Source organism: Bartonella sp. W8122 (assembly GCF_016102485.1).
Lineage (GTDB): Bacteria > Pseudomonadota > Alphaproteobacteria > Rhizobiales > Rhizobiaceae > Bartonella > Bartonella apihabitans.
The window spans coordinates 193,532-217,715 of the sequence record NZ_JACFOO010000001.1; the positions used below are offsets into that span (position 1 = coordinate 193,532).

At 46.1% G+C, this 24,184-nt stretch carries 26 protein-coding genes; 11 read left to right on the forward strand and 15 right to left on the reverse strand.

Annotated elements, in window-relative coordinates:
* Window positions 1-18: 18 nt before the first annotated feature.
* Window positions 19-1,563, reverse strand: a complete 1,545-nt coding sequence (gene ffh, locus H3S83_RS00915; protein WP_198238645.1) for a signal recognition particle protein — start codon at window positions 1,561-1,563, stop codon at window positions 19-21.
* 334 nt (window positions 1,564-1,897) lie between these two features.
* Between ffh and H3S83_RS00920 the strand changes: the two genes are divergently transcribed.
* Window positions 1,898-2,716: a lytic transglycosylase domain-containing protein gene (locus tag H3S83_RS00920; protein ID WP_198238646.1), complete on the forward strand. Its 819-nt coding sequence runs from the start codon at window positions 1,898-1,900 to the stop codon at window positions 2,714-2,716.
* A 169-nt stretch (window positions 2,717-2,885) separates the two neighbouring features.
* Here H3S83_RS00920 and H3S83_RS00925 read toward each other — a convergent pair whose 3' ends face one another.
* The 3 genes from H3S83_RS00925 to H3S83_RS00935 all read right to left on the reverse strand — a co-directional run bounded on the left by H3S83_RS00925 (window position 2,886) and on the right by H3S83_RS00935 (window position 5,835).
* Window positions 2,886-3,527: a carbonic anhydrase gene (locus tag H3S83_RS00925; protein WP_198238647.1), complete on the reverse strand. Its 642-nt coding sequence runs from the start codon at window positions 3,525-3,527 to the stop codon at window positions 2,886-2,888.
* A gap of 51 nt (window positions 3,528-3,578) precedes the next feature.
* Window positions 3,579-4,454 carry a pyridoxal kinase gene (gene pdxY, locus H3S83_RS00930; protein WP_198238648.1) on the reverse strand — a complete coding sequence of 292 codons (876 nt, stop codon included), beginning with the start codon at window positions 4,452-4,454 and terminating at the stop codon, window positions 3,579-3,581.
* 349 nt (window positions 4,455-4,803) lie between these two features.
* On the reverse strand, window positions 4,804-5,835 hold the full coding sequence (locus H3S83_RS00935; RefSeq protein ID WP_198238649.1) for a DUF2125 domain-containing protein: 1,032 nt from the start codon (window positions 5,833-5,835) through the stop codon (window positions 4,804-4,806).
* A 143-nt stretch (window positions 5,836-5,978) separates the two neighbouring features.
* Between H3S83_RS00935 and H3S83_RS00940 the strand changes: the two genes are divergently transcribed.
* Complete coding sequence (locus H3S83_RS00940) at window positions 5,979-6,497, forward strand: gamma-glutamylcyclotransferase (RefSeq protein WP_077973221.1); 519 nt, start codon at window positions 5,979-5,981, stop codon at window positions 6,495-6,497.
* Window positions 6,498-6,545: 48 nt separating this feature from the next.
* Here the strand turns inward: H3S83_RS00940 and H3S83_RS00945 are convergent, their stop codons facing one another.
* From H3S83_RS00945 to H3S83_RS00965, 5 genes are all read right to left on the reverse strand, one after another.
* Window positions 6,546-7,292 (reverse strand): glutamine amidotransferase, encoded by a 747-nt coding sequence (locus H3S83_RS00945; protein ID WP_198238650.1) that lies wholly within the window; start codon window positions 7,290-7,292, stop codon window positions 6,546-6,548.
* Between the two features lie 14 nt (window positions 7,293-7,306).
* The gene (locus H3S83_RS00950; protein WP_198238651.1) at window positions 7,307-7,795 is read right to left on the reverse strand and encodes a TerB family tellurite resistance protein; all 489 of its coding nucleotides are present in this window, start codon (window positions 7,793-7,795) and stop codon (window positions 7,307-7,309) included.
* 211 nt (window positions 7,796-8,006) lie between these two features.
* The gene (locus tag H3S83_RS00955; protein ID WP_198238652.1) at window positions 8,007-9,572 is read right to left on the reverse strand and encodes a heme biosynthesis protein HemY; all 1,566 of its coding nucleotides are present in this window, start codon (window positions 9,570-9,572) and stop codon (window positions 8,007-8,009) included.
* Window positions 9,573-9,588: 16 nt separating this feature from the next.
* Window positions 9,589-11,064: a COG4223 family protein gene (locus tag H3S83_RS00960; RefSeq protein ID WP_198238653.1), complete on the reverse strand. Its 1,476-nt coding sequence runs from the start codon at window positions 11,062-11,064 to the stop codon at window positions 9,589-9,591.
* A gap of 91 nt (window positions 11,065-11,155) precedes the next feature.
* A complete protein-coding gene (locus H3S83_RS00965; RefSeq protein WP_198238654.1) occupies window positions 11,156-11,842 on the reverse strand; it encodes a uroporphyrinogen-III synthase in 687 nt (228 codons plus the stop codon).
* Between the two features lie 249 nt (window positions 11,843-12,091).
* Between H3S83_RS00965 and tsaD the strand changes: the two genes are divergently transcribed.
* From tsaD to H3S83_RS01005, 8 genes are all read left to right on the forward strand, one after another.
* Window positions 12,092-13,168, forward strand: coding sequence for a tRNA (adenosine(37)-N6)-threonylcarbamoyltransferase complex transferase subunit TsaD (gene tsaD, locus H3S83_RS00970; protein ID WP_198238655.1), 1,077 nt, complete (start codon window positions 12,092-12,094; stop codon window positions 13,166-13,168).
* Window positions 13,165-14,154 carry an NAD(P)H-dependent glycerol-3-phosphate dehydrogenase gene (locus H3S83_RS00975; RefSeq protein ID WP_255520562.1) on the forward strand — a complete coding sequence of 330 codons (990 nt, stop codon included), beginning with the start codon at window positions 13,165-13,167 and terminating at the stop codon, window positions 14,152-14,154. The genes tsaD and H3S83_RS00975 overlap by 4 nt, the downstream gene beginning before the upstream one ends.
* A gap of 3 nt (window positions 14,155-14,157) precedes the next feature.
* The gene (locus H3S83_RS00980; protein ID WP_198238656.1) at window positions 14,158-14,448 is read left to right on the forward strand and encodes a YciI-like protein; all 291 of its coding nucleotides are present in this window, start codon (window positions 14,158-14,160) and stop codon (window positions 14,446-14,448) included.
* Window position 14,449: 1 nt separating this feature from the next.
* Complete coding sequence (locus tag H3S83_RS00985; protein ID WP_198238657.1) at window positions 14,450-14,875, forward strand: EVE domain-containing protein; 426 nt, start codon at window positions 14,450-14,452, stop codon at window positions 14,873-14,875.
* 52 nt (window positions 14,876-14,927) lie between these two features.
* Entirely contained in the window at window positions 14,928-15,596 is a 669-nt protein-coding gene (locus H3S83_RS00990) for a methyltransferase (protein ID WP_198238658.1), read from the forward strand.
* A 777-nt stretch (window positions 15,597-16,373) separates the two neighbouring features.
* Window positions 16,374-17,567, forward strand: a complete 1,194-nt coding sequence (locus tag H3S83_RS00995) for a murein L,D-transpeptidase family protein (protein WP_198238659.1) — start codon at window positions 16,374-16,376, stop codon at window positions 17,565-17,567.
* Complete coding sequence (locus H3S83_RS01000; protein WP_198238660.1) at window positions 17,560-17,796, forward strand: sulfurtransferase TusA family protein; 237 nt, start codon at window positions 17,560-17,562, stop codon at window positions 17,794-17,796. Before H3S83_RS00995 ends, H3S83_RS01000 begins: the two co-directional genes overlap by 8 nt.
* A gap of 107 nt (window positions 17,797-17,903) precedes the next feature.
* Window positions 17,904-18,101, forward strand: coding sequence for a hypothetical protein (locus tag H3S83_RS01005; protein ID WP_198238661.1), 198 nt, complete (start codon window positions 17,904-17,906; stop codon window positions 18,099-18,101).
* Window positions 18,102-18,284: 183 nt separating this feature from the next.
* Here the strand turns inward: H3S83_RS01005 and H3S83_RS01010 are convergent, their stop codons facing one another.
* Together H3S83_RS01010 and H3S83_RS01015 are read right to left on the reverse strand one after the other, a co-directional pair.
* Window positions 18,285-19,379 (reverse strand): GTP-binding protein, encoded by a 1,095-nt coding sequence (locus tag H3S83_RS01010; RefSeq protein ID WP_246741698.1) that lies wholly within the window; start codon window positions 19,377-19,379, stop codon window positions 18,285-18,287.
* Window positions 19,376-20,461, reverse strand: a complete 1,086-nt coding sequence (locus H3S83_RS01015; RefSeq protein ID WP_198238662.1) for a D-alanyl-D-alanine carboxypeptidase family protein — start codon at window positions 20,459-20,461, stop codon at window positions 19,376-19,378. The genes H3S83_RS01010 and H3S83_RS01015 overlap by 4 nt, the downstream gene beginning before the upstream one ends.
* Window positions 20,462-20,806: 345 nt before the next feature.
* Between H3S83_RS01015 and H3S83_RS01020 the strand changes: the two genes are divergently transcribed.
* Window positions 20,807-21,256, forward strand: a complete 450-nt coding sequence (locus H3S83_RS01020) for a universal stress protein (protein ID WP_077973253.1) — start codon at window positions 20,807-20,809, stop codon at window positions 21,254-21,256.
* 98 nt (window positions 21,257-21,354) lie between these two features.
* Here the strand turns inward: H3S83_RS01020 and H3S83_RS01025 are convergent, their stop codons facing one another.
* The 4 genes from H3S83_RS01025 to H3S83_RS01040 all read right to left on the reverse strand — a co-directional run bounded on the left by H3S83_RS01025 (window position 21,355) and on the right by H3S83_RS01040 (window position 24,087).
* Window positions 21,355-21,906 carry a biotin transporter BioY gene (locus H3S83_RS01025; protein ID WP_198238663.1) on the reverse strand — a complete coding sequence of 184 codons (552 nt, stop codon included), beginning with the start codon at window positions 21,904-21,906 and terminating at the stop codon, window positions 21,355-21,357.
* Window positions 21,907-21,918: 12 nt separating this feature from the next.
* On the reverse strand, window positions 21,919-22,539 hold the full coding sequence (locus H3S83_RS01030; RefSeq protein WP_198238430.1) for an energy-coupling factor transporter transmembrane protein EcfT: 621 nt from the start codon (window positions 22,537-22,539) through the stop codon (window positions 21,919-21,921).
* On the reverse strand, window positions 22,536-23,210 hold the full coding sequence (locus tag H3S83_RS01035; protein WP_198238664.1) for an energy-coupling factor ABC transporter ATP-binding protein: 675 nt from the start codon (window positions 23,208-23,210) through the stop codon (window positions 22,536-22,538). Before H3S83_RS01035 ends, H3S83_RS01030 begins: the two co-directional genes overlap by 4 nt.
* A 70-nt stretch (window positions 23,211-23,280) precedes the next feature.
* Window positions 23,281-24,087, reverse strand: coding sequence for a 1-acyl-sn-glycerol-3-phosphate acyltransferase (locus tag H3S83_RS01040; protein ID WP_198238665.1), 807 nt, complete (start codon window positions 24,085-24,087; stop codon window positions 23,281-23,283).
* Window positions 24,088-24,184 lie beyond the last annotated feature (97 nt).

A 24,184-nucleotide genomic window follows, 5' to 3' on the forward strand; every position in this document is an offset into this window, starting at 1 on the left:
TCAACGTTTCTTCGTTTTTCAATGCTTCTTCGGCAGACCGGGAAGCCCCGGAAATTTGGTTCCACTTGAAGGCAGTCCGGGCAATGCCCCGCCACCAAGACCGGGAAGCTTGTTTCCAAGGCCTGCACTTTCAGCCTGTTTCTGAATTTTTTCCAATTGTTTGGGATCCATTGACGAAAGGTCGGGAAGTCCGCCGCCCAAGCCGCCAAATCCCAATTTGGCGCCAATGCCGCCCATCATCTTCTGCATCAGACCGCCTTTGCCTTTGCCGCCCATCATTTTCATCATGTCAGCCATCTGGCGATGCATTTTAAGAAGTTTGTTGATGTCGGCCGCATTGGTACCCGAACCTTTGGCAATGCGTTGCTTGCGGCTATGTTTCAAAAGATCGGGATTGGCACGTTCTTCTTTGGTCATGGAAGAAATAATGGCCAATTGGCGGTTAAAAAGATTGTCGTCAAGACCGGCAGCAGCAATCTGATCTTTCATTTTTCCGATGCCCGGCATCATGCCGAGAATGCCGCCCATGCCGCCCAATTTTTTCATTTGCTTGAGCTGTTCGGCCAAATCGCTCAGGTCGAATTTGCCCTTCTGCATTTTTTTGGCAAGTGCGGCGGCTTTTTCCTGATCTATCGTTTCGGCAGCTTTTTCAACCAGCGAAACAATGTCGCCCATGCCCAGAATACGATCGGCAATGCGGCGCGGATGGAATTCTTCCAGCGCTTCCATTTTTTCGCCGGTTGCAATGGCCTTGATCGGCTTGCCGGTTACAGCGCGCATTGAAAGGGCAGCACCACCGCGCCCGTCACCATCCATACGTGTCAATATGATACCGGTAATGCCCACACGCTCGTCAAATGAACGGGCAAGGTTGACAGCATCCTGACCGGTCAGACTATCGGCAACAAGCAATATTTCATGTGGTGCGGATTTGGCCTTGATGTCGGCCATTTCGACCATAAGCGGCTCATCAATATGGGTACGACCGGCAGTATCGAGAATAACAACATCCTGACCGCCAAGTTTTGCAGCCTGAATAGCACGGGCAGCTATTTCAACCGGTGTCTGGCCGGCGATGATCGGCAATGTCGGCACATGAATCTGTTCGCCGAGCTGGCGCAATTGTTCCTGAGCTGCCGGACGACGTGTATCAAGAGAAGCCATCAGAACTTTTTTGTTCTGCTTTTCAGTGAGACGTTTGGCAATTTTTGCCGAAGTTGTCGTTTTACCTGAACCTTGCAGGCCGACCATCATGATAACAACCGGCGAGGGTGCATTGAGGTCTATTGAAATGCCTTCTGTGCCAAGCATTTCCACCAACTCGTCATGAACGAGTTTGACAACCATTTGCCCCGGTTTGATTGATTTCAAGAGATTGGCACCAACCGCCTTTTCACGGACACGGTCGGTAAAGGAGCGCACAACATCAAGCGCAACATCGGCTTCGATCAGCGCACGACGAACCTCACGCAGAGCGGTTGCAACATCCTGCTCCGACAAGCTTCCCCGCCCTGTCAGATTGTTCAGAATAGTGCCCAGACGTTCCTGTAAGGAATCAAACATTGTCTACCTCTTTAATAAGCCAACAAACCCGAACCAAACGAAACACCCACCCGAGGGCGCATCGCGCTGTCGGATGTTGACCTCCGGGATCTCTTTATACCGTTACGGGTCCCGGTCGGTGGCTCCAAGTCTGATAAGCTTGTCGCAGATTTAAAGCGTCTTAAAACAGCAAAAAGAACCTTTTGTCAAGGTTGAAGCGTCAAGGCCAAAGCATATTCTGTAACTATAATATATAATAATGTGTAATCCCACTTGGTTTCGGGGGCAACTTGTTATAAGCGATAAACAACATTTTACCCGCAAAAGGTCAGGTTTTTGAGAAGGAACAGCTCGAATGTTTTGTAAAAGCGCGATAAAGGCCGGTTTTATCGGCTTGGTATTTGCCGCAACCACAGGAGTTGCCCTTGCAGCTCCAAAATGCGGAAGTACTTCGGCCGGTTTTGAAAACTGGGTAGAGGCAACCAAGCAGGAAGCAGCAGCAAACGGAATTGGCAAACGTGGCATAGCCGCTTTGAACAATGTGCATTATGCCCAAGCAACCATCAATGCAGACCGTGGTCAGAAGAGTTTCAAATTGAGCCTTGACCAATTCATGAAAAAACGCGGCTCCTCAACCATTGTTGCCCGTGGCAGAGTGATGAAAAAGCAGAATGCGGCACTGTTTGACCGGCTCGAGAAAAAATATGGTGTTGCATCCGGTCCGGTGATTGCCATTTGGGGCATGGAAACAAGTTTCGGTTCTTATATGGGAAAACAACATACCTTATCGGCGGTTGCAACCCTTGCCTATGATTGTCGTCGTAGCGCATTTTTTACCGACCAACTCTATGCCGCTTTAAAGCTGATTGACCGCGGAGATTTTGACCCGAATTCTATTGGTGCCATGCATGGCGAAATCGGGCAAACCCAATTCTTGCCGAAAAACGTTCTGCTTTATGGCGCCGATGGTGATGGGAACGGTCATATCGACATGATCAATTCTAAGGCTGATGCTCTTGCTTCAACATTCAATTTCCTGCGCAATCACGGTTGGCAACCGGGACAGGGCTATCAACCCGGAGAGCCCAATTTTGCCGCCATCCAAGGTTGGAATGATGCAAGCGTTTACCAGCAGTCAATTGCCATTATGGGCAAACAAATAGACGGTAATTGATAAAACAACCGGCCGTGAAATTGCGGCCGGAATTTTTCTCCGCCGATAACAAGTGGAAGTTATTGACCCGTTATTGCTTCAATATTTTAAAAAACCGGAAAAGCCTGCCAGTCTGGCGGGCTTTTTATTTAACTGAATTTTGTTGGACGATAAACACTATGTCGACGGATTAATCGTCAGCCCGAATAAAGTCGCCGGTACGGCGGTCCATAATCCATAATTCGCCTGTCGCAATATCGAACCACGCTCCATGGAGAGCAAGCTTTCCTTGATCTTCTCGCCGTTTTATCCATGGAAACGTGCGCAAATTATTTATGGAATAGCGGATGGAAATGCGCTCCAATGCTGTTTGACGTTCACTTGACGTCATCAATGTATTGGTTGCAACAGCTTCGGCAGCCGGCGTCAAAAGCCCCATCCACTTACCGATAAAATCGACAGAAGAAAGCGGCTTGCCATTAAGATCAAGTGCACTCCTGATTCCTCCGCAACGGGCATGACCGAGTACAACAATGTTTTTGACTTTTAATGACTGGACAGCAAACTCCAACGCTGCCGATGTTGCATGATATTCTTTATCGGGATGAAATGGCGGAACAAGATTGGCCACATTGCGCATAACAAATATTTCGCCTGGATCCGTATCGAAAATTGTCTCGGGCGCAGCGCGTGAATCGCAGCAGGCTATAACCATTGTCTCAGGTTTTTGGCCTTCATAAGCCAATTGCTTATAGCGCTCGCGTTCCTGAACAAGCCGCGTGTTCATGAACACATGATAGCCTTTTAAAAGCTTTTCGGGAAAATCTAACATAAAATGATCACTTGACAATTACTTGGGCAGCTTTCGCGTATTCCACGCTTTTTATTTGTTTTTTGCCACTTCCGCCATATCTTTGAGATAACGCAGCGTAACGCGCTCGTCGAGCGTGCCAAGACGATGAAGCCCGCTTTCAAGCATCAGTTCATAACTATTGTGCCTGGTTGTTTCCATGAGCATAGTGTAAACAGAAGCGGTAGCAAAACGGAGAGCATCTTCTTCATTGTCACCATCAAGAATACGGGCAAGAAAAAGTGCAGCCGTCAGATCACCGAGACCATTGACCGGATCTTTCACCAAAGGGTGTTCGGCAAGCAGAATGGATTTATCTGTTACAAGCAGATTGCCAGTAGCATTTTTTAAAAGTGGCCAGGCAGAAGTAACAAGAGTTGTCTTGCAACCCGTTTTTCGTGCGGCTTCAATAATCTCGTGATTGGTCTCAAGTTTTTTCGATACAATCCACTCGAGTTCCGAGCGATTGGGTTTCAAAATATCGGCAAGCGGCAACAGTTGTTCGACTGTTTCTTTGGCAATGTCTTCCCCGACATAAAGCCCGCCTTCGTCCCCCAGAACAGGATCGCAAAAATAGATTAGATTCGGGTTTTTCTGCTTGAGCGTTTTGATGAGATCGGCGGTAATTTTGATCTGTTCGGCACTTCCGAAATAACCGGTCATAACGGCTGCAATCTCTCCCACCCACTTCGAGCGGATAATATCATCAGCCCACGCCTTGAAATCCGCAACCGGAACAATGAGACGATGGGATGGCCCATGGCGTGGTTGCCATGTCATGCTGACGGTCAGCATATCCCATACAGCATATCCCATTTGTTCAAGAGCATTGACACTCACGCGTGTTCCAACCGAACCGCGAATAACGTGGCTTGAAATAACAAGAACAGATTTTCCAGAATTGCTCATCAACAATGCCTTTTCCATAAAACAAGTTATTATGTAAAACCTGTCGCCCCTCCTCACAAGTGCGAAAGTGATGATTGATGCCAAGAATATTCTGCCCGATAGAACCGGAGTGAAATCCTTGGGCAAGTTAAAGACACGTCTTAAATAGCATTAGTCGAGTGTCGTCGGATTTATTCGTTTCTTTTTCACAAACTATTGTTTTTAATTGAAAAAATAATTTCAAATAAAATTTTCAAGCTCATTTTAAAACGAATAATTCCGGTTTAAAGCGCGAAAGCTGTGAAGAAAACTCGTCTTCAATGATAACGAATTTTTGCGGCTTAAATGCACCTGTCAAAAATCTTAAAATTCAAATCGGATTGACGTGACCGATTTTGAAAAAGCCTAATCGGACTTCTCCGTTTTTCACTGATAGTTGCAGCACGGGATCTCCTTTGTCGTTTTTTGGCATGGCGCTTAACGCAAAAAAGATTGTTTTGAGATTGTCGGCCTGAGAAGGAAATGCATTGCGTGCTGTTTGTAACAGCTTGTTCTGGTCAATGATCGTGATATCCAGTTTTGCATTGAGATAACCGTCATCGTTAAACGAAAATGGTCCCGCGACGGTCATCGCCCCACCTGATGCAAATTGCACGGTCGACGGCTTCAAATTGCCTTTATGTCCGCGCAACCGTTCGACAAGATTATTTGCCCTTTCATCCGCCTCGAAAAGTGAAAAAGCCTCCTCGAGTAACCATTTGATATCCCCGCTCATTTCCGGCATTGGTGTATTTTCATGCGGAATTTTCAATGGCAGATTAAGTTCTTCGAAAGTCAGTCGTCCATTGAGATTACTGTTCAGTCCATGGGCATCAAGTCGCAAGAATTTCGCGGTCGCTTTGTCAAACATGCCACGGGGGTCGACACCGAGTTCGATATTTTCCGTTCGCAAACTCAAGGCATCGGGAATAGTCCGGCTGATATCCGTTTCGAGCTTCATATCGCTCCAATTGGCGCCAATCGGGACAAAACCCGGCAATTCGAGAGAAACGGGCGCAGCGAGTGATAGTTCAAGCCAGTTTGGTGCATAAATGGGCGCACCGGCGATTATTTTTTCACTCGAAAACGCAAAGCCTTTCATCAATTGTTGTAAATTAACCTTATCACAGGAAACACCAATTCTGAGCGGATAGCCTATTTTATGCATGTTTTCACATGAAACAACAAACCCGTTTTCATTATAGGCTGCCAAGTGCTCGAAGACGCGTCTTTCGACTTTTTGCGCCAGATAATACCAGATGACCGAATAAAGGATAATGATCAGAACAACTATAAAAATACTCCATTTGAGACATTTATGATTGCCTGATTTGGAGTGGGACACAAAGTCGGATGAGGTCATCTTTCGGTTTTCTCGCATTTTCCACAAAGACCGGTGCACTGATCATAGAGAATAAAGCTTTATATCTCCATAGACATTTATGCTTTTTTTAGTGCATATAATCAAATCCATGGAAAAGTGCATGAAATGAGGATGAGCGACAAATGCACGACTTTTGGGTATTCGGCTATGGCTCGTTGATGTGGAATCCCGGCTTTCACTATGATTTTATGTCGCCCGCCCGACTTTATGGCTATCATCGGTCTTTATGTATCTATTCCAACCACTATCGTGGAACCGTCGAAAATCCTGGCCTTGTTCTGGGGTTAGACCGCGGTGGGTGTTGTGACGGGCTGGCATTTCATGTTCCGGTAGAAGACACAAAAAAAACCTACGATTACCTGATTGAACGTGAACAGGTAAACAGTGTCTATATCGAAAAACTGAAACCTATCCACCTGAAAAATGGACGCATCGTCAACGGATTATTTTTTGTTGCCGATCAATCACACGAACAATATGCTAAAAAAATGGATCAGGAAAATATGGCGATGATTATCCGTCAAAGTCATGGGCTTGCCGGCTCCAACATTGATTACGTGGTCAATACTGCAGCAAGTTTAAGAAAAATGGGCATTCCCGACAAGTCTTTGGAAAAGCTTGCAAAACTTCTTCAAGACTGATGGCTTCCAATAATCGACAAGTTTTAAAACTGCATCGGATATTACCGGTCAGGACCGGATGGTTTTTTGCGGCTTGCCAAACATTTTGACAAGTGCCTGTTCAATCCAGCGGCGCAACGCCGGATCATAGACAAAACGTCCTTCGAGTTGCGATTTTGCACATTGGGCACCTTTCAACTCTAACCGTTCGGCACCATGCACCACCCAACGCTGCATCATTGCACGCGTCAATTCGGAATGGAATTGCAAACCCCACGCATTGTCACCATAACGGAAGGCTTGAGTAGGATAGGTGTTCCCCTTGGCCAGAAGTTCCGCACCTTGCGGCAAATCGTAAATGCCTTCGCTATGGAAATGATAAACCATTTTCGGCCAATCCATAACACGCTTGCCAGATCCGGTCGCTTCGATTGGATACCAGCCGATTTCGACTTCACCATCGCTACGCGGTTTGACCACCCCACCAAGGTTTCTGGCCAGCAATTGCGCTCCAAGACAAATTCCGAGAAATGGTTTATTTTCTTTAAGCGCAACCGATATCCAGTCCATCTCGCGATTGATAAAGGGTTCATTGTCATTAGCGCTCATCGGGCCACCGAAAATGATTGCGCCCGCATAATCTTTCAATGTTGTCGGAAGACAATCCCCCAATACCGGCCGATAAATGCTGAGTTCAAACCCGTTTTTTTGCAAGATTTGGCCGATGCGTCCGGTACTTGAAGATGCCTGATGCAAGACAATCGCTATTTTTTGCTTTTTCTCTTCCGTGAAAAATTTTTCGTCTGCCAATGACATTTTATTTCAACGACCTACTTATTCAATGGCGAGCTTTTCGGCATTTCCAAAACCTGTTTTCTCTGCGCCGCCATTTCCTTCAATTCCAAACGATTCTTACGATCAACACCGATCATTTCGGCGATCCGCCAGATCAGCGTATCTTCCAATTCGTAAATATAACCATCGGCATAAGCAATTTCCCACAATAATCCAATAAAGTTGATACATTCTTCTTTTGTAAGATGGCGTTTTAATGTCGAGGTAAATTTGAAAATATCAAGACTGTCACGGTTGGCCGCTTTGCCAGCTTCAATCAGAGCTTTCACCTCCGGTCCGGCAAGTTCGAATTCGTGGGAGACAATGTCATAGAGGACTTTTTTCTCGACCCCCTGTTCCTGACCATCAGCATCAACAATGTGAAAAGCCAGGGCGATCGCCGCCACGCGAGGATCATCTTCGCCAAACTCGGGACCGGTTTGTCCGAGTGATTGTAAAAAGTCTGCAAATTTCTGTAATATCAATCTCTGTCCTCGCCATTCAGATTAAATTAGACGTTCGAAATCACAGACTATCCTGAACACATATTAAGTGTTTGACCCGTCTTTTCATTGGCCTTTAAAAAGCATGCCCCTATAGTCCTGATAAACCCTTTAACGACCAATTATTCGCAATAAACCAATTATTCGCACTAAAATTGCAAACTATTGCCCAATTTCCAATGTTTTTTAAACATTATTTTTTGCGTACGCCCGGATCATCAACATTAATCCTTGTGACATCAACAGGAATATCCGGCTTTGAAGGGTCAACGGCATCAACAACAACAACCGGTTTGGTATGAAAGATTTGTGTTGCTTTGCTATTGTCTTCTCGGTCTTTTATCATTGTTGAAGTGCTGTCGGTTTTCGTTGTGTTGCCATGATCTGTACCGGCAGTTTTTTTGCTTTTTACCGGCATTTGTTCGATCGTAGCGGGAATGACTTCATCAGGACTTAAAGTCAATCCGGGAGTGCGTGAGGGAGCCTGCCAATGCACAGCATCCAATTTGCCGCTGATCGGCGAGACCGGTTGCCATTTGTCAAAAGTTTTGCCATCTGCCATCCAAACCGGATCACGATCGGCACGCACCGCCAGCGACAACCATTGACGTACCCGCCCCTGATCACCGCTTTGCGCTTCTTCAATATCGGCAAGCAAAAGATAGGCACTCTCGCGGGGTGCAATCTTCACCGCTTTTTCTGCCTGATCGCGCGCAAGCTGAAGTTCGCCTGCATCGAAAGCCGAGCGCGCAACAATGAAGCATGATTCAAAGCTTTGCGGATTTTTTTGCGCAAGAAATTTTGCTTTCTTCAAGCGGTCGACGGCACGCTCTTCGCCATTCAAATAAAGGCTTGCGAGATCAGCATGGGGTGACTTTTTCCATAAATTTTCAATGAGCCTGTCAGCTTTACCGGTTTCGTGCTGACGATAGAGAATATCGGCTGCCACAAGTGTCGCAGGCACAAAAGACGGGTCGAGCTTTTGGGCTTTCAGTGCGGTTTTGCGCGCGTCATCAGGGTAATATTCGAACATATCTCTCGCCTGACCTGTCAAAAGAACCACCCGCTTATGTGTGAGTTTCTTGTTGGACCGTTCGGCGCGTGGCAAAGATTTAACTTCCCGATCAAAAAGCTCGAGCGCCTTGTCCCATGAGCCTTCGGCGCATAACCGGTCAAGCATTGCCTGATTGGCCCAATTTACAGATGGCGCTATCAAACTTGCTTTTTCAGCATATTGACCGGCGGCTTCATAAGCACCCGATCTCATCGCTTCACGATAAAGCCCGTGGAGCCCCGCCAATTGTGTTTTCGGAGATTTGCTCATCTCTTCATAAACGCGAAGTGCATTGGGAACATCATTTTCAATAAGCAATGTTTTTGCTTCGAGAAATTTGGCGAGAGGTTCATTTTCGCTATCAAGATAACGGGCAACACGTTTATTCATCCGTTTGGCCGTATCGACATCGCCCGAGAGAACTGCCAAAAGTCCGCTTGACAATGCATCACGACCTTTTTTCTGCCGTTGTTCCTCGAAGTGACGGGAAAGTTTGCGCGGCGCTAAAAAAACCGATTTCAGGACAAAGAGCAAAAGCAAAACGACGACAACAAGAAGAACAAAAGCAATCACTGCTGTCAAAACAGAAACAGTGACCCTGCTTGAGCCGAAGTCCATAACCAGATCGCCGGGATTATTGGCAAGCCAGGCAAAACCGGCTCCAAGAATTGCTATCACAAGAACGTAAAAGAGGACGCGAACCATTTTTCTTCATACTCCTCTAATTCAAGTCTTGTGGCGTGGACGGAGACATAAGGCTGTTCAATATCTCCGATAAAACCGCATCGGCATCACGCCTTATTTTCAACTTCGAGATAAAACCGGATGAAACATCCTTGGCACTTTGTGGCAGGTTTTGCCATTCGCTCAAAGCACGTTCATTGTCCCCTTTCTTGATTGCTACTTCCATTCTCGCAGCAATTGCGCCGGCGCTATTTCCCTCGACATTGCCGACAGGGCGGGAGGTGACGAGACCTTTTGCGCCAGCCCATAATTTTTCACCAAAACCTGCATCATCTGCCGGTTGATTGTCTGTTTTCGAAATCCGATCGGCAACACGCGCGAAATCTTCTGAAAGCTCGGCCTGATTGGGGACACCTTTGTCGGCATATTGCTTGAGATCATCTAGGACTGTCAAATCGGGAGCAATATTTTGAAGGAGGCCAAGTTCGTTTGCAAAGGAACCACCGCGATCAATAGCATTTTTAAGCGCATTAGCCGCCGTTATTGCAGCAACATCCTTGCCCTGAACGGGCGTTTTGAGCGCAGTTTCTATCTCTTCTACCTGCTTCTTCAATTGATCTATATTTTGAGCATTTCCTTGAGCGAGATCGAGAGCCTTAACCGATTTTTCCGAAATCGCGGGAAGAGTTTGCAACCGGTTTTGAATGTCGGTAAATTTGTTTGTCAGAATTTCTGCTGCCTGCGGATTGGCGTTATCGCGGACGGAAGAATTGACAACATTGTTCAATGTCTCAACATTATCAATCACGCCCGACAACTGGTCGCCCATAGAATTTGTTTTACTGTCGAGTTCACTGACATGAGCCACAACGTTATCAAGGGCTTGCCGATCGGCAGAAGAAAGCTCTGCTGTTACCGTGGCGCCATCCACCGCATTCTGTTTGAGGCTCGCAATTTCGGTTTCCAGATTTGCCAGTTTACTTTGCGTGGAACGATCCTGTTCTGAAAAACCTGGCAACAAACCGCTCCATTGCAAGCCTGCTCCGATGATAAGAGCGATGACACCTCCGGCAACACCCGAAACAAAGTGGCTGAGGCTGCTCCCCCCTTTTGTTCCACTCACGCTTTCTTGTCCGGAAGATGGTGAGCCATTATTATTCTTTCCACCTTTATGGGAGGTCTGGTCACTTGCCATTTTTACCCCACTTTTTTCTCTATCAGCTGCCTCTGCAGTTTTCGCATCCGCAGGCTTTAATCCTGCGTCTTCACCGGCAGATTTTTTGTTTTCGGTCTTTACCTCGGGCGAGATTTTAGCACCGGAGGTTTTGTCACTCTGCCGTTGAGCTTCTGTCACGGAACTTTTCTGATTGTTGTCAATAACCACAGGTTCGGCTTCCGGAATTCCGGTCTTTTCTGCGTGAAGAGTCTTTTCTGCATGAAGATCGACCAATGGGGGCTTACGGGCTTTCCCTGAATGTTGAGATTTCGCCTTTGGTTTTTGAGGCTCTGCCATAGCTCCTCGCTTTCCTTGTTTAATCCGTGACCAGAATACCGGCGTGAAATGAAAGAATGGTTTATATCATTCGAAAAGGGTAAAAACAGTTTTAAGCCAATATTGCCTTCACCCCATCCAACATCGCATCTTCATTCGGTTCATATGCTATAACTATTGCATTCAAAAATGTTTTTGGAACAGCATTTGCTATGCGCGTCGAAAGACATAAAAATACTGTCGAGTGTTTAATATAGCTGCTAATTTGCGCAAGACCAGCGGCAGCCATAGCTGAATAGAGCATAACGATATCGATTTTTTGCGGAATCTTCAGTTTTTGTTCGTCGTCAAGCTTTATCGGTATTGTATCATATAGTTCAATCGTCTCGAAATATTTGTATTTCTGGTGCAATTGTTCTTCAAGATCGGGTCGGCGCACATGACCGGCAAGATAAAGAATGCGATCGCCTGGTGCTCTTTCTATTTTGTGTGCAAGTGTTTTCGCATTGGGTGCGGCAAGGACGATATCGGAAAAACCGGCTTTTTTTGCTGCCTCTGCTGTATGTTTTCCAACGACATAGAGCGGTTTCTCGCGCAATTTTTCAATAAGGTCTAAATTTCCATATAAAAATGCCGATTCACTTGTTGCAATAACCGCATCACAGGAAAAATCCTGCCGGAGAACTGGTAATTGAACGGTTTTCGACAAAGACAAAATATACGGAGATAACTTCAAATGACGCAAATGCTCCGCGGTTCGCGTTGCTCCGGGTTCAGGGCGCGTCACCAGAATGACCATAAAGGAAAACTCCCTCTCTTTAAAACGAACGGTGGAATCCAAGCTTTATCGCTTTTCTTCAAGACTTCACAGATTCTATTTGATAGAACTGGCTATTTGGTAAAACCGGTTTTAAAGTTGTGCTTTCAATAATAGCGAAAAAAGATAAAACTGACAATAAAAGGCCTTGCCAACAATGAGGGTAAAGCCCCTTGGCGACAGATCGAACCTTGCCTGAAATGGCTTATAGAAAGGAACTTGAGGCGCAAAATGCGTGTTTTGGGAATTGAAACGAGTTGTGATGAAACGGCTGCCGCTATCGTCGAACGCGACGAGGGTGATAAAGCCCATATCGTAAGCAATATCGTTTGGAGCCAGATTGAAGACCACGTTCCTTATGGTGGTGTTGTTCCTGAAATTGCCGCACGTGCCCATGTTGAAATTCTGGACGGACTCGTCAAACGCGCCCTTGAAGAATCAAAACTGGAACTCGAGGATATTGATGCCATTGCCGCAACAGGTGGCCCCGGTCTGATCGGCGGATTGATTGTCGGTTTGATGACGGCAAAAGCACTGGCGCTTGCCGCAAACAAGCCATTTATCGCCATCAATCATCTGGAAGGCCATGCGCTGACGGCAAAACTCACCAATAATCTTGACTATCCCTATCTTCTGCTTCTTGTTTCAGGCGGTCACACACAAGTTATTCTCGTCAAAGGATTGGGAGATTACAAACGCCTTGGCACAACAATTGACGATGCTCTTGGCGAAGCTTTTGACAAAACGGCAAAGCTTCTTGGCCTTCCCTATCCCGGCGGGCCGATTATCGAAAAACTGGCCGCTCAAGGCGATAATCAAAGAATTGAACTGCCAAGACCGTTGAAAGGTGAAAAACGGCTCGATTTCTCGTTTTCCGGCCTTAAAACCGCAGTTCGGCAAGCCGCTATGGAAATGGCACCTTTGAGCGACAAGGATATTGCCGATATTGCAGCCTCTTTCGAACTTGCCGTGACCGATACATTGAGCGACCGCGTCGAACGTTCGCTTGCTGTTTTCAAAAACGAATATCCTGATAAAGAGGCATGCCTTGTTGTTGCGGGTGGTGTTGCATCAAACAAAGCCATTCGCAATTCATTGCAGAAATTATGCGACGCACATGGCTTTAAATTTATCGCGCCGCCAATCGGCCTTTGCACCGATAATGCCGCCATGATTGCTTATGCCGGACTTCAACATTTTATTCATGGTGACCGTTCATCCTTCGATATTGCGCCGCGTTCGCGCTGGCCACTTGATGAACAGTCATCACCATTGATCGGTGCCGGACGACGGGGAGCCAAAGCTTGAACAAAACGGGTAAAAAAATTGCTGTCATGGGAAGCGGTGCGTGGGGGACAGCGCTTGCCGTTCTTTCTCATAATCTCGGGCATGATGTCGCACTTTACGGGCGCAATCCTGAAACCGTCGAACAAATCAATAAAAATCATATCAACCCGTATTATCTGCCGGATGTCGTTTTGCCTTCGGGGCTTCTAGCTACAACCGATGCAGCTTATGCACTCGGCGGTGCCGATTTTGTTCTTGCTGTCATTCCGGCTCAGGTTTTTTCCTCTGCATTGAATAGTTTTGCCCGCTTTATTCCTGAAAAAGCCCCGATTATTCTTTGTGCAAAAGGCATAGAGCAGAAAACCGGACGCTTCATGTCCGACATTGTTTCGGATATTTTACCAAATCATCATATAGCAACACTTTCCGGCCCGAGTTTTGCCGAAGATGTTGCCCGTGGCCTGCCAACAGCCGTAACAATTGCTGCAAAAAACATCGAACTCTCCAAAGAAATTGCCAATCTGTTTTCGGGACCGGTTTTTCGTTGTTATGCGAGTGATGATATTGTCGGCGTAGAAATTGGCGGCTCGTTAAAAAATGTTCTTGCTATTGCCGCCGGTGCTGCAGCAGGACGTGGCCTTGGTGCCAGTGCACAAGCCGCTCTTGTAACACGTGGTTTTGCCGAATTACGCCGCATTGGAAAGGCCATGGGTGCGAAAGCAGAAACCATGACCGGCCTTTCCGTTTTGGGAGATCTTATCCTTACCTGTTCATCAGCAAAATCGCGCAATTTCACTTATGGTTTTGCGCTGGGCCAAGAAAAATCGACCGATGGTTTGAAATTGGCGGAAGGTGTTGCCACCGCCCCCGGTGCTGCCGACCTTTGCCACAAAAAAAATATCGTTGCACCGGTTATTGATGCCGTTGCCGATTTGCTTGACAGGCGTATCACCATTGACGAAGCTGTCACTGCGCTTATTACCCGCCCTTTGAAATCGGAGGATTAGACAATGCTTTATGCCATTATCTGCAATGATAAAAAAGACCATTTGCATGTTCGTCTCGACATACGCCCGAAACATCTCGACTATCTGAAAAGCCTTGGCAAAACCCTTAAATTTGCCGGCCCCTTTCTTGATGATAACGACAAGCCTAACGGCACTTTGATCGTTGTGGAAGCAAAATCACTCGAAGAAGCCAAGAGTTTTGCCGAAAACGACCCTTATGCAAAAGCCGGACTCTTCAGTGATATGAAAATCCGTCGGTGGCGCTGGAGTGTCAATAATCCCGAGGAAGCTTGAAATGGCTTATTGGTTATTCAAATCCGAGCCATTCAAATGGTCGTGGGACATGCAAAAAAACAAAGGTGCCGAAGGCGAACAGTGGGATGGTGTGCGCAATTATCAGGCTCGCAACAATATGCGGGCTATGAAAATTGGTGACAAGGGTTTCTTTTACCACTCCAATGAAGGACTGGAAATCGTTGGAATCGTTGAAGTTTGCAAAACTGCGCATCACGATTCGACAACCGATGACCCGCGTTGGGAATGTGTCGATATCCGCGCTGTTTGTGATATGCCGAAGCCTGTTACTTTGAAAGCCGTCAAAGCCAATCCGAAGCTTGCCAATATGTCTTTGGTGACCTCCATGCGCCTTTCGGTACAGCCTGTGCGCGAAGATGAATGGCAAGAAGTCTGCCAGATGGGTGGACTTTCACCGGCTCCCTGAAAATTTTGGCAGGGGTTGATAATTTTGGCAAAATATTTAATTCGCGACCGCGATGGATAAAAAAACATTCATTCTCGAAAACACCTCTCCGCTTGCCTGTCTCAACATCCCGTTGATAAAACTTTATCAGGCCGATGAAGTCCACAAACTCTGGCACATGACCGAAGCCGAGATGGGCAAAATAGATCTTCCTCCACCCTTCTGGGCTTTTCCATGGGCAGGTGGCGAGGCATTGGCGCTCTATATTCTGGAAAACCCTGAAATAGTGAAGGGCAAAAAAGTGCTCGATTTTGCTTCCGGCTCGGGACTGGTTGGCATTGCTGCAAAACAGGCGGGCGCTTTATCGGTTCTTTCCAATGATATTGATGCTTTTGCATGTGAAGCAATCCGGCTTAATGCCCGCCTCAACAATGTGTCCGTGACGATCGAGAATGACAATCTTGTCAATAAAGGCGGGGCGTTACAAAACGCTTTCGATGTTATCCTTGCCGGTGATGTCTTTTATGACAAAATAATGAGTGAAACTATCATTGACTGGTTTCAACATTTCGACCCGTCAAAAACTGTTATACTTGTCGGTGATCCTGCACGCGCTTATCTTCCGGTAAAATTGCTGGAAAGAAAAGCAACGTTCAAGCTTCGTGTTTCCAAAGCAATCGAAGATAATAACTGCAAGCAAGTAACAATCTGGCAAATAACAAAGTGCCAATCCGGCAAATAATCATTCGGGCAATCATTACCGGTTTTTGGTCGGTTCTTGGCAGGTTTTTGCGCTATTTTTTGCGAATTTCGCTCAAAAAACCGGTTTTATAATAAATTTTTTGAATTTATTTAATGCTGCATTTACCGCTTACCCCTTAGAACCCATCCACCTAATCACTATATTATAGGTGCTATCCGTCATAATTTTGATTTCATCCTTTTTGATAATGACCTGTCGGGGAGAACAAGAGGGATGGGCAAATGAACGCAAGACGGAAATGAAGAGGTATGAACAGATATGTGGTTGATGCGCATTATCCGGGCTGTTCTTTCGCTCGCTATTACATTGGGCGTTATTATTGTTGTGATGAACAATGCTAACAGCCAAAGCTTGAATGTTCTATCGCCGGTTTGTCCTGCAGTTCTTCAAAGTTCCTGTCTTTAAAATATTATAACAGGCCATAGACAGGAATTGAGAAACGACTTCGGTTAGCTTTTTGGTGCCCAATCAGAAGAACAATCGCTGGAAATAAAAAATAACGCGCATTCATACAAAATAACACGCATTCAAGGGCTGATATCATCCGGACTTATGAATACAAAAAAGACCCGAATTTCGTTTAACGCCCACTTTCGTTCGATATAAGAAAACCCGAGATTTTTAGGGGAAGTTTAATTTTTTTAATATTATGATATGGTAAATGGGATTGGTCCGAGTTCAATTTTTCTCAAAATGAAATTCGGCCAAGTGAACAATTGGGATTTGGTGAGTGCCTGCTCATCCGGAGCTTAGTGAATGAAAATTGGAACCGCACTTCTTGCTTCTTTTTTCCTTACAGCAACTTTTTTAAGTGGTTGCCAGCAATCATCGAATTTGCCGCAAATCGGCAAAGCAACACAGGAATTGCCCAAAAAATTGCAAGACAAGATGGCCGCCAAGAATATGGAAAAATATTCGCCTATTCTTGTTAGAGTTTTCAAGGAAGAAAGTGTCGTCGAGATTTGGAAGCAGACACGCACCGGAAAATATGACCTCATTTCCACTTATAATATATGCAAATGGTCAGGAAAACTTGGACCGAAATATATGGAAGGTGACAGGCAGGCACCGGAAGGTTTTTACACAATTCGTCCAAGCCAGATGAATCCGAATTCGAACTATTATCTCGCTTTCAATATCGGCTTTCCCAATGCCTATGATCAGGTAAACGGCCGCACCGGTCAACATTTGATGGTGCATGGAGCCTGTTCCTCATCCGGCTGCTATTCGATGAGCGACGAAAACATTGCGCAGATCTATGCTTTCGGGCGGGACTCATTCAAAGGTGGTCAGCGCGAATTCCAGCTTGAAGCCTTTCCGTTCCGTATGACCGCCGAAAATATGGCTCGTTATCGCAATGACCCGAACTATAAATTCTGGACAATGCTTAAAGAAGGCTATGATATTTTTGAAGTAACAAAACGCCCGCCGAAGGTAGACGTTTGTGAAAAACGCTATGTCTTCAACCGCAATACCGACGGGAAAGCTTTGACACCGGCTGGCATGTGCCCTGCTGCGGCGCCCGATTCATCGTTGCAAACAGCTTTTGCCTCATATCAAAAGAAATATGATGATGCCTTTTCATCTGCCCGTGAAAAGAAAATGAAAGCACCGGCACCGACAATTCAAGGTGTGGAAGAGGCTTCTCTTGTTGCCGATTGGAGCCGCAAACGTGCTGCTGGCGTTCAGGTTTCCCGCGAGCCGCCGTCATTGACACCGGCATCGAAAGAAACACCTGATGCGCCGGATATAGTAAAAGAAAATGCGGTTGCATCAAAAGCTGCCAACCCGGCAGAGAAAACGGCAAGCACCGTTATCCCCACTCCGAAGCCCGAAGCCGCCGGTCAATCGCTTGCCGAAGAAGAGGCGCAAAATTCCGGAGCACCGGTCACACCGGCAGCCAATGAACCACAAGAAAAGAAAAGCCTCTGGAAATTATTTGGTGGCTGAAAAAAGTTTTATCTATGACTTGTGCGGGCTTAAATGCCCGCTCGTTCTTTTAAAGACAAGAAAAAAGCAATCCACATTACCGGATGATATGACGCTCGTTATATTAAGCGATGATCCTCTGGCACCGCTGGATATTGCCAATTATTGCCGCCAGAATAATTACGACTTTGAAAAAAGCATCAAAAACGGCATTCATCACCTTGCCATCATACCACACGGAAAATCCTGAAAACCGGTACCTCTTCAAAAGAGAAAAAGAGTAATTTCTTTGCCCGCTTCTTGAAGGCGAGCCATTCTGCTCATTCCGATAGCCTCACGACAGTCCGGCTTTATCCCGTGGCAGGTAATTTTTCTTTTGCGTTTCGTCAGGAAAATATTTCCGGTTATGTGCACATGACGCTACGCGCTTTTATCGGAATTGCGGACAGCGTCTATTTGATTTTCCTGCTTTTTACCTCGCGTCAAACCTTTCCGGCACGGGCAATGTTTCGTTTTCTTGGAGAGCTTCCGGTCAAAAATTGGCAACGCCTATAGCAACAACAACCGCACTATTTTCCATTATCAGCTTTTAAAAAGGGGTAACGATTCAACACCGCGTGCCTTGGCGCCGCGTTTCATGACGCCCCATTTCACGAAAAAAAATTAAAACATAGACTGAAAAAAAACGAACGGCCAGTTGAATAGGAGCAAAAATCTTCGGGGGCGAAAAACGTCGGACTAGAATTTGAATCCCGGTATTGCGAGCGGATTATCTGTCATTGCTGCCCGGTCAGCCTTATCGAGCACAGGTTTTCCCAAAAAAGCATCAAACATTTCCCGCACTGTCGTTTCATCTATCCCGTCGGTAATCATAACAAGCCGCGTTTCATGACGGCCTTCCGGCCATTTGGACAGACGAACCGGAGGATGGAATAAGGTCTGGACACCGTGGATAACAACCGGACGTGACGGATCTTCCTCAAGCTCGACAATGCCTTTCATGCGCAGCATTTTCGCCCCGTGATTGGCGCGCAAAAGATCTATAAAAGCTTCCAGCGCAAAATAGGGAATGGGTTTGTCATGCGTGAGAGAAAAAGCATGAATCGTATCGGAATGACGATTGACATCATTATGGTGGTGATGATGCTCGTGGTCTTCTTCTTTGCCAAGCCAGTTTCTGATATCTGGCGCCTTGTTGCTCAAATCGAAAACGCCGATATTGACGAGCGCCGATGGTGGGCAATGGGCAGCATCGGAATAGAGAATTTCGGCTGTGGGATTAAGTTTGCCGAGCTCGCTCATCAATGGTTCGAGAGATTTTTTATCTTTTATAAGATCGGTTTTGGTAAGAACAATTCGATCGGCAAATGCAACCTGATTGCGTGCCTCTTTATGTCGTGCCAGAGTTTCCAGTCCATTGACCGCATCGACAGTGGTAATAACCCCGTCTATGACAAATGCCTGAACCATTGCCGGATGGCCTAACAAAGCTTGCAGAATGGGTGCCGGATCGGCAAGACCGGTTGTTTCAATAACCACATGCTTCAAACGTTTGATACGACCTGTTTGAAGCCGGTCGACGAGACTTGCAAGACTATCGACAAGCTGGCCGCGCATCGTACAGCAAAGGCAGCCATTGGATAATTCGATAACGCCGTCATCGGCTTGTTCAACGAGAAGGTTATCAATTCCTACCTCGCCAAATTCATTGACAATAACGGCTGTATCGGCGAGCATCGGGTCTTTGAGAACGCGGTTAAGCAAAGTGGTTTTTCCCGACCCCAGAAAACCGGTAAAAATTGTAACAGCAATACGGTTCATCGAATTCGTCATTGCGCATCCATTGATTGGGGACGAGGTGTGGGAACCGGAATTTTCCAAGCCGGTATTTCACCCGGTTTTGCAGGCGCCGGTGCCGAAATCAGCCGCACTTGCAACGGCGTTACATTAAGCGGTTGAGCCGAAATATAAGGTGAGTCAAAAATGACTTTTCCTTTTTCATCGCGATGTTGCATACGTGCTTTCCATGCGTCGTCATTGCATATTCTGTCTTTGATATCGCTCACCTGTGTGAGTTTCGTTCCATAAGGCTGCAAAGTTGCAAGTGTCTTTTGTGACGAGCCTTGATTGGCAAAACCGTCATTCAAAAGTTTGGCGGCGAGCGCTTCACGTTGATCAATCCGATCGGCACCAAGAACAACGGCTATGATAGTGCGCTTGTTGCGGGTTGCCGATGCAACAAGATTAAATCCGGATGCGCAGATGAAACCGGTTTTCATGCCATCGGCGCCGGAAAAACGACCAATCAGATTATTCGAATTTTGTTCAACTTTGCGTCCGCCCCCGAAATCGATCGCAGGAATAGAAAAATAATGGGCATATTCGGGAAACTCCCGACGGATCTGTACCGCCAGAACGGCAAGGTCACGGGCTGTTGAATAATTGTCCGGATTTGGAAGGCCATTGGCATTGGCAAAATGTGTTCCGAACATGCCAAGACGCTGTGCCTCTTCATTCATACGAACAACAAAAGCTTGTTCCGAACCACCCACTGTTTCGGCAATTGCCGTTGCAAGATCATTGGTGGATTTTACCAGAGTGATCGACAAGGCTGTGTCGAGATCAAGAACGGAACCGGGCTTATATCCCGAATGGCTGGGCGGAAGTTTTGCAGCCGCAGCACTCACGGTTACTCTTGTGTCAGGCGTAACGTCACCATTGTGAAGAGCACGGAAAGTGACATAGGCTGTCATCATCTTTGTGAGTGAAGCAGGATACCATCGGTCGAATGCATCATTTTGAGCAAGGATACGGCCGGTTGCAACATCAACGGATATATAAGGGTTGGCCTGAGCAGACGTCAGGCTTATAAAAAACATTACAAAAAGGGTGGATATACCCAATATCTTATGCATATCAAATGATCCAAATCGGACTTGTCTTTTTGTTTGCGGTTCCTTTAGAACCTGTCTCTTACCAAATGAGCGATAAAGCTTCCTCACTCTATAGCTTAAAAAATTCAAAATCGCATAAAAATATAACCGATAACATATAAGTTGATACGAAAAACCCTAACCGAATTGGAATTAAAAAACGATTTGCCTGTGAACAAATGTTTTTTTGCCGATCATGATGCATGCTCTATAGAAATATAGTATATATTGGTTAAACTACAGCTCCAAGAATATTGAAGCGGAGTGGGTTAGTTCTTATCTGCGTGTCAGGGCATAAGTCCGAATTGAAGAGGGAAGGAAACAGATATGTATGAACGTATTCTTGTAGCAACGGATGGTTCAGAACTTGCTGACCGTGGTGTTGATGCAGCCGTCGAGCTTGCGAAAAAAACCGGTGGCGAGCTTTTCGTTGTAACTGTCACAAGTTTAATGCCATCTTACGGCATTGTTGTTGGTGCCGAATGGGCTTCAAGCCCGGGAGCCTTTGACGAATTCCGTAAAGAAATGGAAGACGGTGCCCGCAAAATTCTTGAGGGAGCGCTCAACAAAGCAGAAAAGCAAGGGGTTAAAGCCAAAGGCGTTCATGCAGAAAATCAACTTGCTGCTGCCGGCATTGTCGACGCGGCAAATGAACATAACGCCGATCTTATTATTATTGCTTCGCATGGGCGTCGCGGTGTTAACCGGCTCATTCTCGGCAGTCAGGCTTCGGAAGTTCTGGCAATGAGTGAACGTCCGGTCATGGTGATCAAATAATTATTTCATTCAACGTGCTATTAAAAGCGGACTTTACGTCCGCTTTTTTTATGAAACATATATTTTCCTATTAATTTTTTCCCGATGAATTTTGTTTTTTAACGATTTCCGTCCATCACGTCCGGCAAAGCTTTGCGTAGCCTGCTCGCAATCAAATAGGCGAGAACAATTTTTACCATATCTCCGGGAATAAAAATAAGATCCCCTAAAAAAGCTTTGGAAAAATCAATTCCGCCAATAAATACGAGACCGATAATGCCGAAGAGGTGATTAATACAAAAAACGCCGACCATCATGATCAGTATTTCTTTTGCGGGTGTCAGGCTGTTGCGAAAGAGCGAATAGAAATAGCCGATAAAGCCTGCTGTAAAAGGAAAACTGATGAGATACCCGCTTGTGGGCGCAAAAAATACCGATATGCCGCCACGCCCGCCGGATAAAAGCGGGAGCCCCGCTGCAACCAGTATCAGAAACAGAAGACAGGCGGCAAAACCCCTTTTTGCGCCCAGAATTGCACCGGACAGGATAATTCCTAAAAGTTGGGCTGTTATAGGTACCGGTATGACCGGCACCGGAATGGCCGGAAATAATCCCAAAACAGCTATAAAAGCCGCCAAAAGTGCCACTGCTACAATATCACGAACAGACATTTTCTCCCCCGCTCAATTTTTCCCGTTTTTATTGTTCACGTCTTCATCAAAACAACGTGCCTCGATTGCGGCTGCAACATCGGCCTGAACTTTAAGACTTCTTATCAGAACCGGCATAATGACTGCAAATACACTTTTTTCCAACCCCCGCGCTTTTTGTGCCTCACGCACTTCTTGAGAAATATCGGAAAACACTGCAATAAATCGTAAAGTCAGCGAAAGCCCTAGCGATATTTTTGCCGGATTGACGCCGAAAACCCGCATAAATGAAAACAGTTTTTCAAAACAGGCCATCATTTTGGAAAACGGCGTCGTCAAGGTTACGAGCGTTGCAAGCAGAAGAAGACTTGATAACCTTATGACAATAAGCGCGGCACTTTCAAAATTCACCGAAAAATATTGGACGATGAATAGAGCAACAAGAAGCCACGAAATTTTCTTAAGTTCTAAAACGGGTTTGAAAAATGGAAATCCGGCAAGAACAAAAAGACACCAGACGACAATGAGAGAAACAATCGCCAATGGAAGCGACGCAAAATAAAAAAGCCCGATGCTCACGAAAAAAACAATAAAAAGCTTCAACCCTGCCGGAAGCCGATGAACAAATGTCGTCCCATAGCTCGGATCGGTCATGCCATCTTCTCCACATAATAGCTGATCGATTTTTGCGGTATGTCGTCAAAGACGACTTTACCATGATCAATGACAATTGCCCGATCGAAGTTTTCGAGCATTTCAAGATCGTGAGAGACGACAATGACCTGTTGGGAAAGTCCGAAAATTGTTTCTGTCATTTTACGCTTGTTTAATAGATCAAGCTGCGTAGTGGGTTCATCAAAAACGATGACTTCCGGCTCCATGACAATAACACCGCAAAGTGCAACCAATTGCCTTTGGCCGCCACTCAAACTTTGCACAGATTGTAACCGCGCAGCTCGAAGGTTGAAGCGGTCAAGCACATAGTCGATCCGTCGCGCGATTTCGGCTTTTTCAACCCCGATATTTTTCAAACCGAAAGCAAGGTCTTCTTCAACAACCGGCATGACAATCTGGTTATCGGGATTTTGAAAGACAAACCCCACTTTGCGTCGGATTTCTTTGCCATATTTGCGACTATCAAGCGAATCTACCAACACTTCACCCGATGTCGGCAATCGCAAACCGTTGAGCAATCGCACAAAAGTACTTTTGCCTGAACCATTGGCTCCGATAATAGCAATCCGTTTCTCGGAAAGTTTCAAATTCAAATTATCGAGTATCTTATGGCCGCCCGCCTCGACACAAACATTTCTAAGCTCAATCATTGCAAATGAATTCCCGATTATAAAGGATTTTTCCCGACTGATTGGACCGGAACAACCGGAGATACGAAGCCTAGTTACGGGTTGGCCCTGTCCAGTCAATGCCCAACTCTTTCAGTCTTTTGACTGCTGTCGGTGGCATAGCCGGAGGATTCGGATCAAGCGCGGCTTTCACGAGCAGTTCGTCACAAGCACTTTCGGTATCTTTTATCAAACGTGGTAAAAATTCGCGTTTATTAAGGTTCGCTTCAATAGGTGGCAATACACGGACACGGATTTTTCCCGGATAACGGCGGAAATTGCCGCGTGGCCAATAAAGTCCGGCATTGTGGGCAATGGGCACAACCAGCAAACCGAGTTCATTATAAATGGCAACAATGCCAGGTTTATAAGCGGGTTCTGCTCCCGGTTGACGGCGCGTACCTTCCGGAAAAATCAGAATCTGGCGACCTTCTGCCGCTTTTTCTTTGGCTCCTGTCAGAACCGCCTTCATGGCTTTCAAAGGTGAACCGCGATCAATAGGAATAATGCCGGTTTTCAACATATACCAGCCGAAGATCGGTATCCACGTCAATTCGCGCTTCATAATAAGCGAGGGGTCATCAAGAAAAGGAACAAGACCGAACGTTTCCCATGCCGATTGATGTTTGGGCGCAATGATATAGGCACCCTTTGGCAGGTTCTCGAGCCCTTCGATTTCAAAATCCGTTCCGGCAATATGTTTTTGCAGAAATAAATTTACCCGCGCCCATGTTTTGGGAACAATCCATGCTTTTTTGCGCGGGAGGAAAAAATAGAACGGCGCATACAAAATCATCTGGACAAAAGTTGTCACATAGAATGCTGCCGTAAACAGGATTGACCGGATTGCAAGAACCATAATGTTTCCATTTCAAGCTATTCAAATCAATCTTGCTTATAGAGCAAAATCTTTCGAGAAAACACCTCAATAAAAAACGGCCCGTAGGCCGTTTTCA

Coding starts and splice junctions, on each gene's coding strand:
- ffh (WP_198238645.1), bottom strand. CDS start 1,563: ATGTTTGATTCCTTACAGGAACGTCTGGGCACTATTCTGAACAATCTG.
- H3S83_RS00920 (WP_198238646.1), top strand. CDS start 1,898: ATGTTTTGTAAAAGCGCGATAAAGGCCGGTTTTATCGGCTTGGTATTT.
- H3S83_RS00925 (WP_198238647.1), bottom strand. CDS start 3,527: ATGTTAGATTTTCCCGAAAAGCTTTTAAAAGGCTATCATGTGTTCATG.
- pdxY (WP_198238648.1), bottom strand. CDS start 4,454: ATGAGCAATTCTGGAAAATCTGTTCTTGTTATTTCAAGCCACGTTATT.
- H3S83_RS00935 (WP_198238649.1), bottom strand. CDS start 5,835: ATGACCTCATCCGACTTTGTGTCCCACTCCAAATCAGGCAATCATAAA.
- H3S83_RS00940 (WP_077973221.1), top strand. CDS start 5,979: ATGCACGACTTTTGGGTATTCGGCTATGGCTCGTTGATGTGGAATCCC.
- H3S83_RS00945 (WP_198238650.1), bottom strand. CDS start 7,292: ATGTCATTGGCAGACGAAAAATTTTTCACGGAAGAGAAAAAGCAAAAA.
- H3S83_RS00955 (WP_198238652.1), bottom strand. CDS start 9,572: ATGGTTCGCGTCCTCTTTTACGTTCTTGTGATAGCAATTCTTGGAGCC.
- H3S83_RS00960 (WP_198238653.1), bottom strand. CDS start 11,064: ATGGCAGAGCCTCAAAAACCAAAGGCGAAATCTCAACATTCAGGGAAA.
- H3S83_RS00965 (WP_198238654.1), bottom strand. CDS start 11,842: ATGGTCATTCTGGTGACGCGCCCTGAACCCGGAGCAACGCGAACCGCG.
- tsaD (WP_198238655.1), top strand. CDS start 12,092: ATGCGTGTTTTGGGAATTGAAACGAGTTGTGATGAAACGGCTGCCGCT.
- H3S83_RS00980 (WP_198238656.1), top strand. CDS start 14,158: ATGCTTTATGCCATTATCTGCAATGATAAAAAAGACCATTTGCATGTT.
- H3S83_RS00985 (WP_198238657.1), top strand. CDS start 14,450: ATGGCTTATTGGTTATTCAAATCCGAGCCATTCAAATGGTCGTGGGAC.
- H3S83_RS00990 (WP_198238658.1), top strand. CDS start 14,928: ATGGATAAAAAAACATTCATTCTCGAAAACACCTCTCCGCTTGCCTGT.
- H3S83_RS00995 (WP_198238659.1), top strand. CDS start 16,374: ATGAAAATTGGAACCGCACTTCTTGCTTCTTTTTTCCTTACAGCAACT.
- H3S83_RS01010 (WP_246741698.1), bottom strand. CDS start 19,379: ATGACGAATTCGATGAACCGTATTGCTGTTACAATTTTTACCGGTTTT.
- H3S83_RS01015 (WP_198238662.1), bottom strand. CDS start 20,461: ATGCATAAGATATTGGGTATATCCACCCTTTTTGTAATGTTTTTTATA.
- H3S83_RS01020 (WP_077973253.1), top strand. CDS start 20,807: ATGTATGAACGTATTCTTGTAGCAACGGATGGTTCAGAACTTGCTGAC.
- H3S83_RS01025 (WP_198238663.1), bottom strand. CDS start 21,906: ATGTCTGTTCGTGATATTGTAGCAGTGGCACTTTTGGCGGCTTTTATA.
- H3S83_RS01030 (WP_198238430.1), bottom strand. CDS start 22,539: ATGACCGATCCGAGCTATGGGACGACATTTGTTCATCGGCTTCCGGCA.
- H3S83_RS01035 (WP_198238664.1), bottom strand. CDS start 23,210: ATGATTGAGCTTAGAAATGTTTGTGTCGAGGCGGGCGGCCATAAGATA.
- H3S83_RS01040 (WP_198238665.1), bottom strand. CDS start 24,087: ATGGTTCTTGCAATCCGGTCAATCCTGTTTACGGCAGCATTCTATGTG.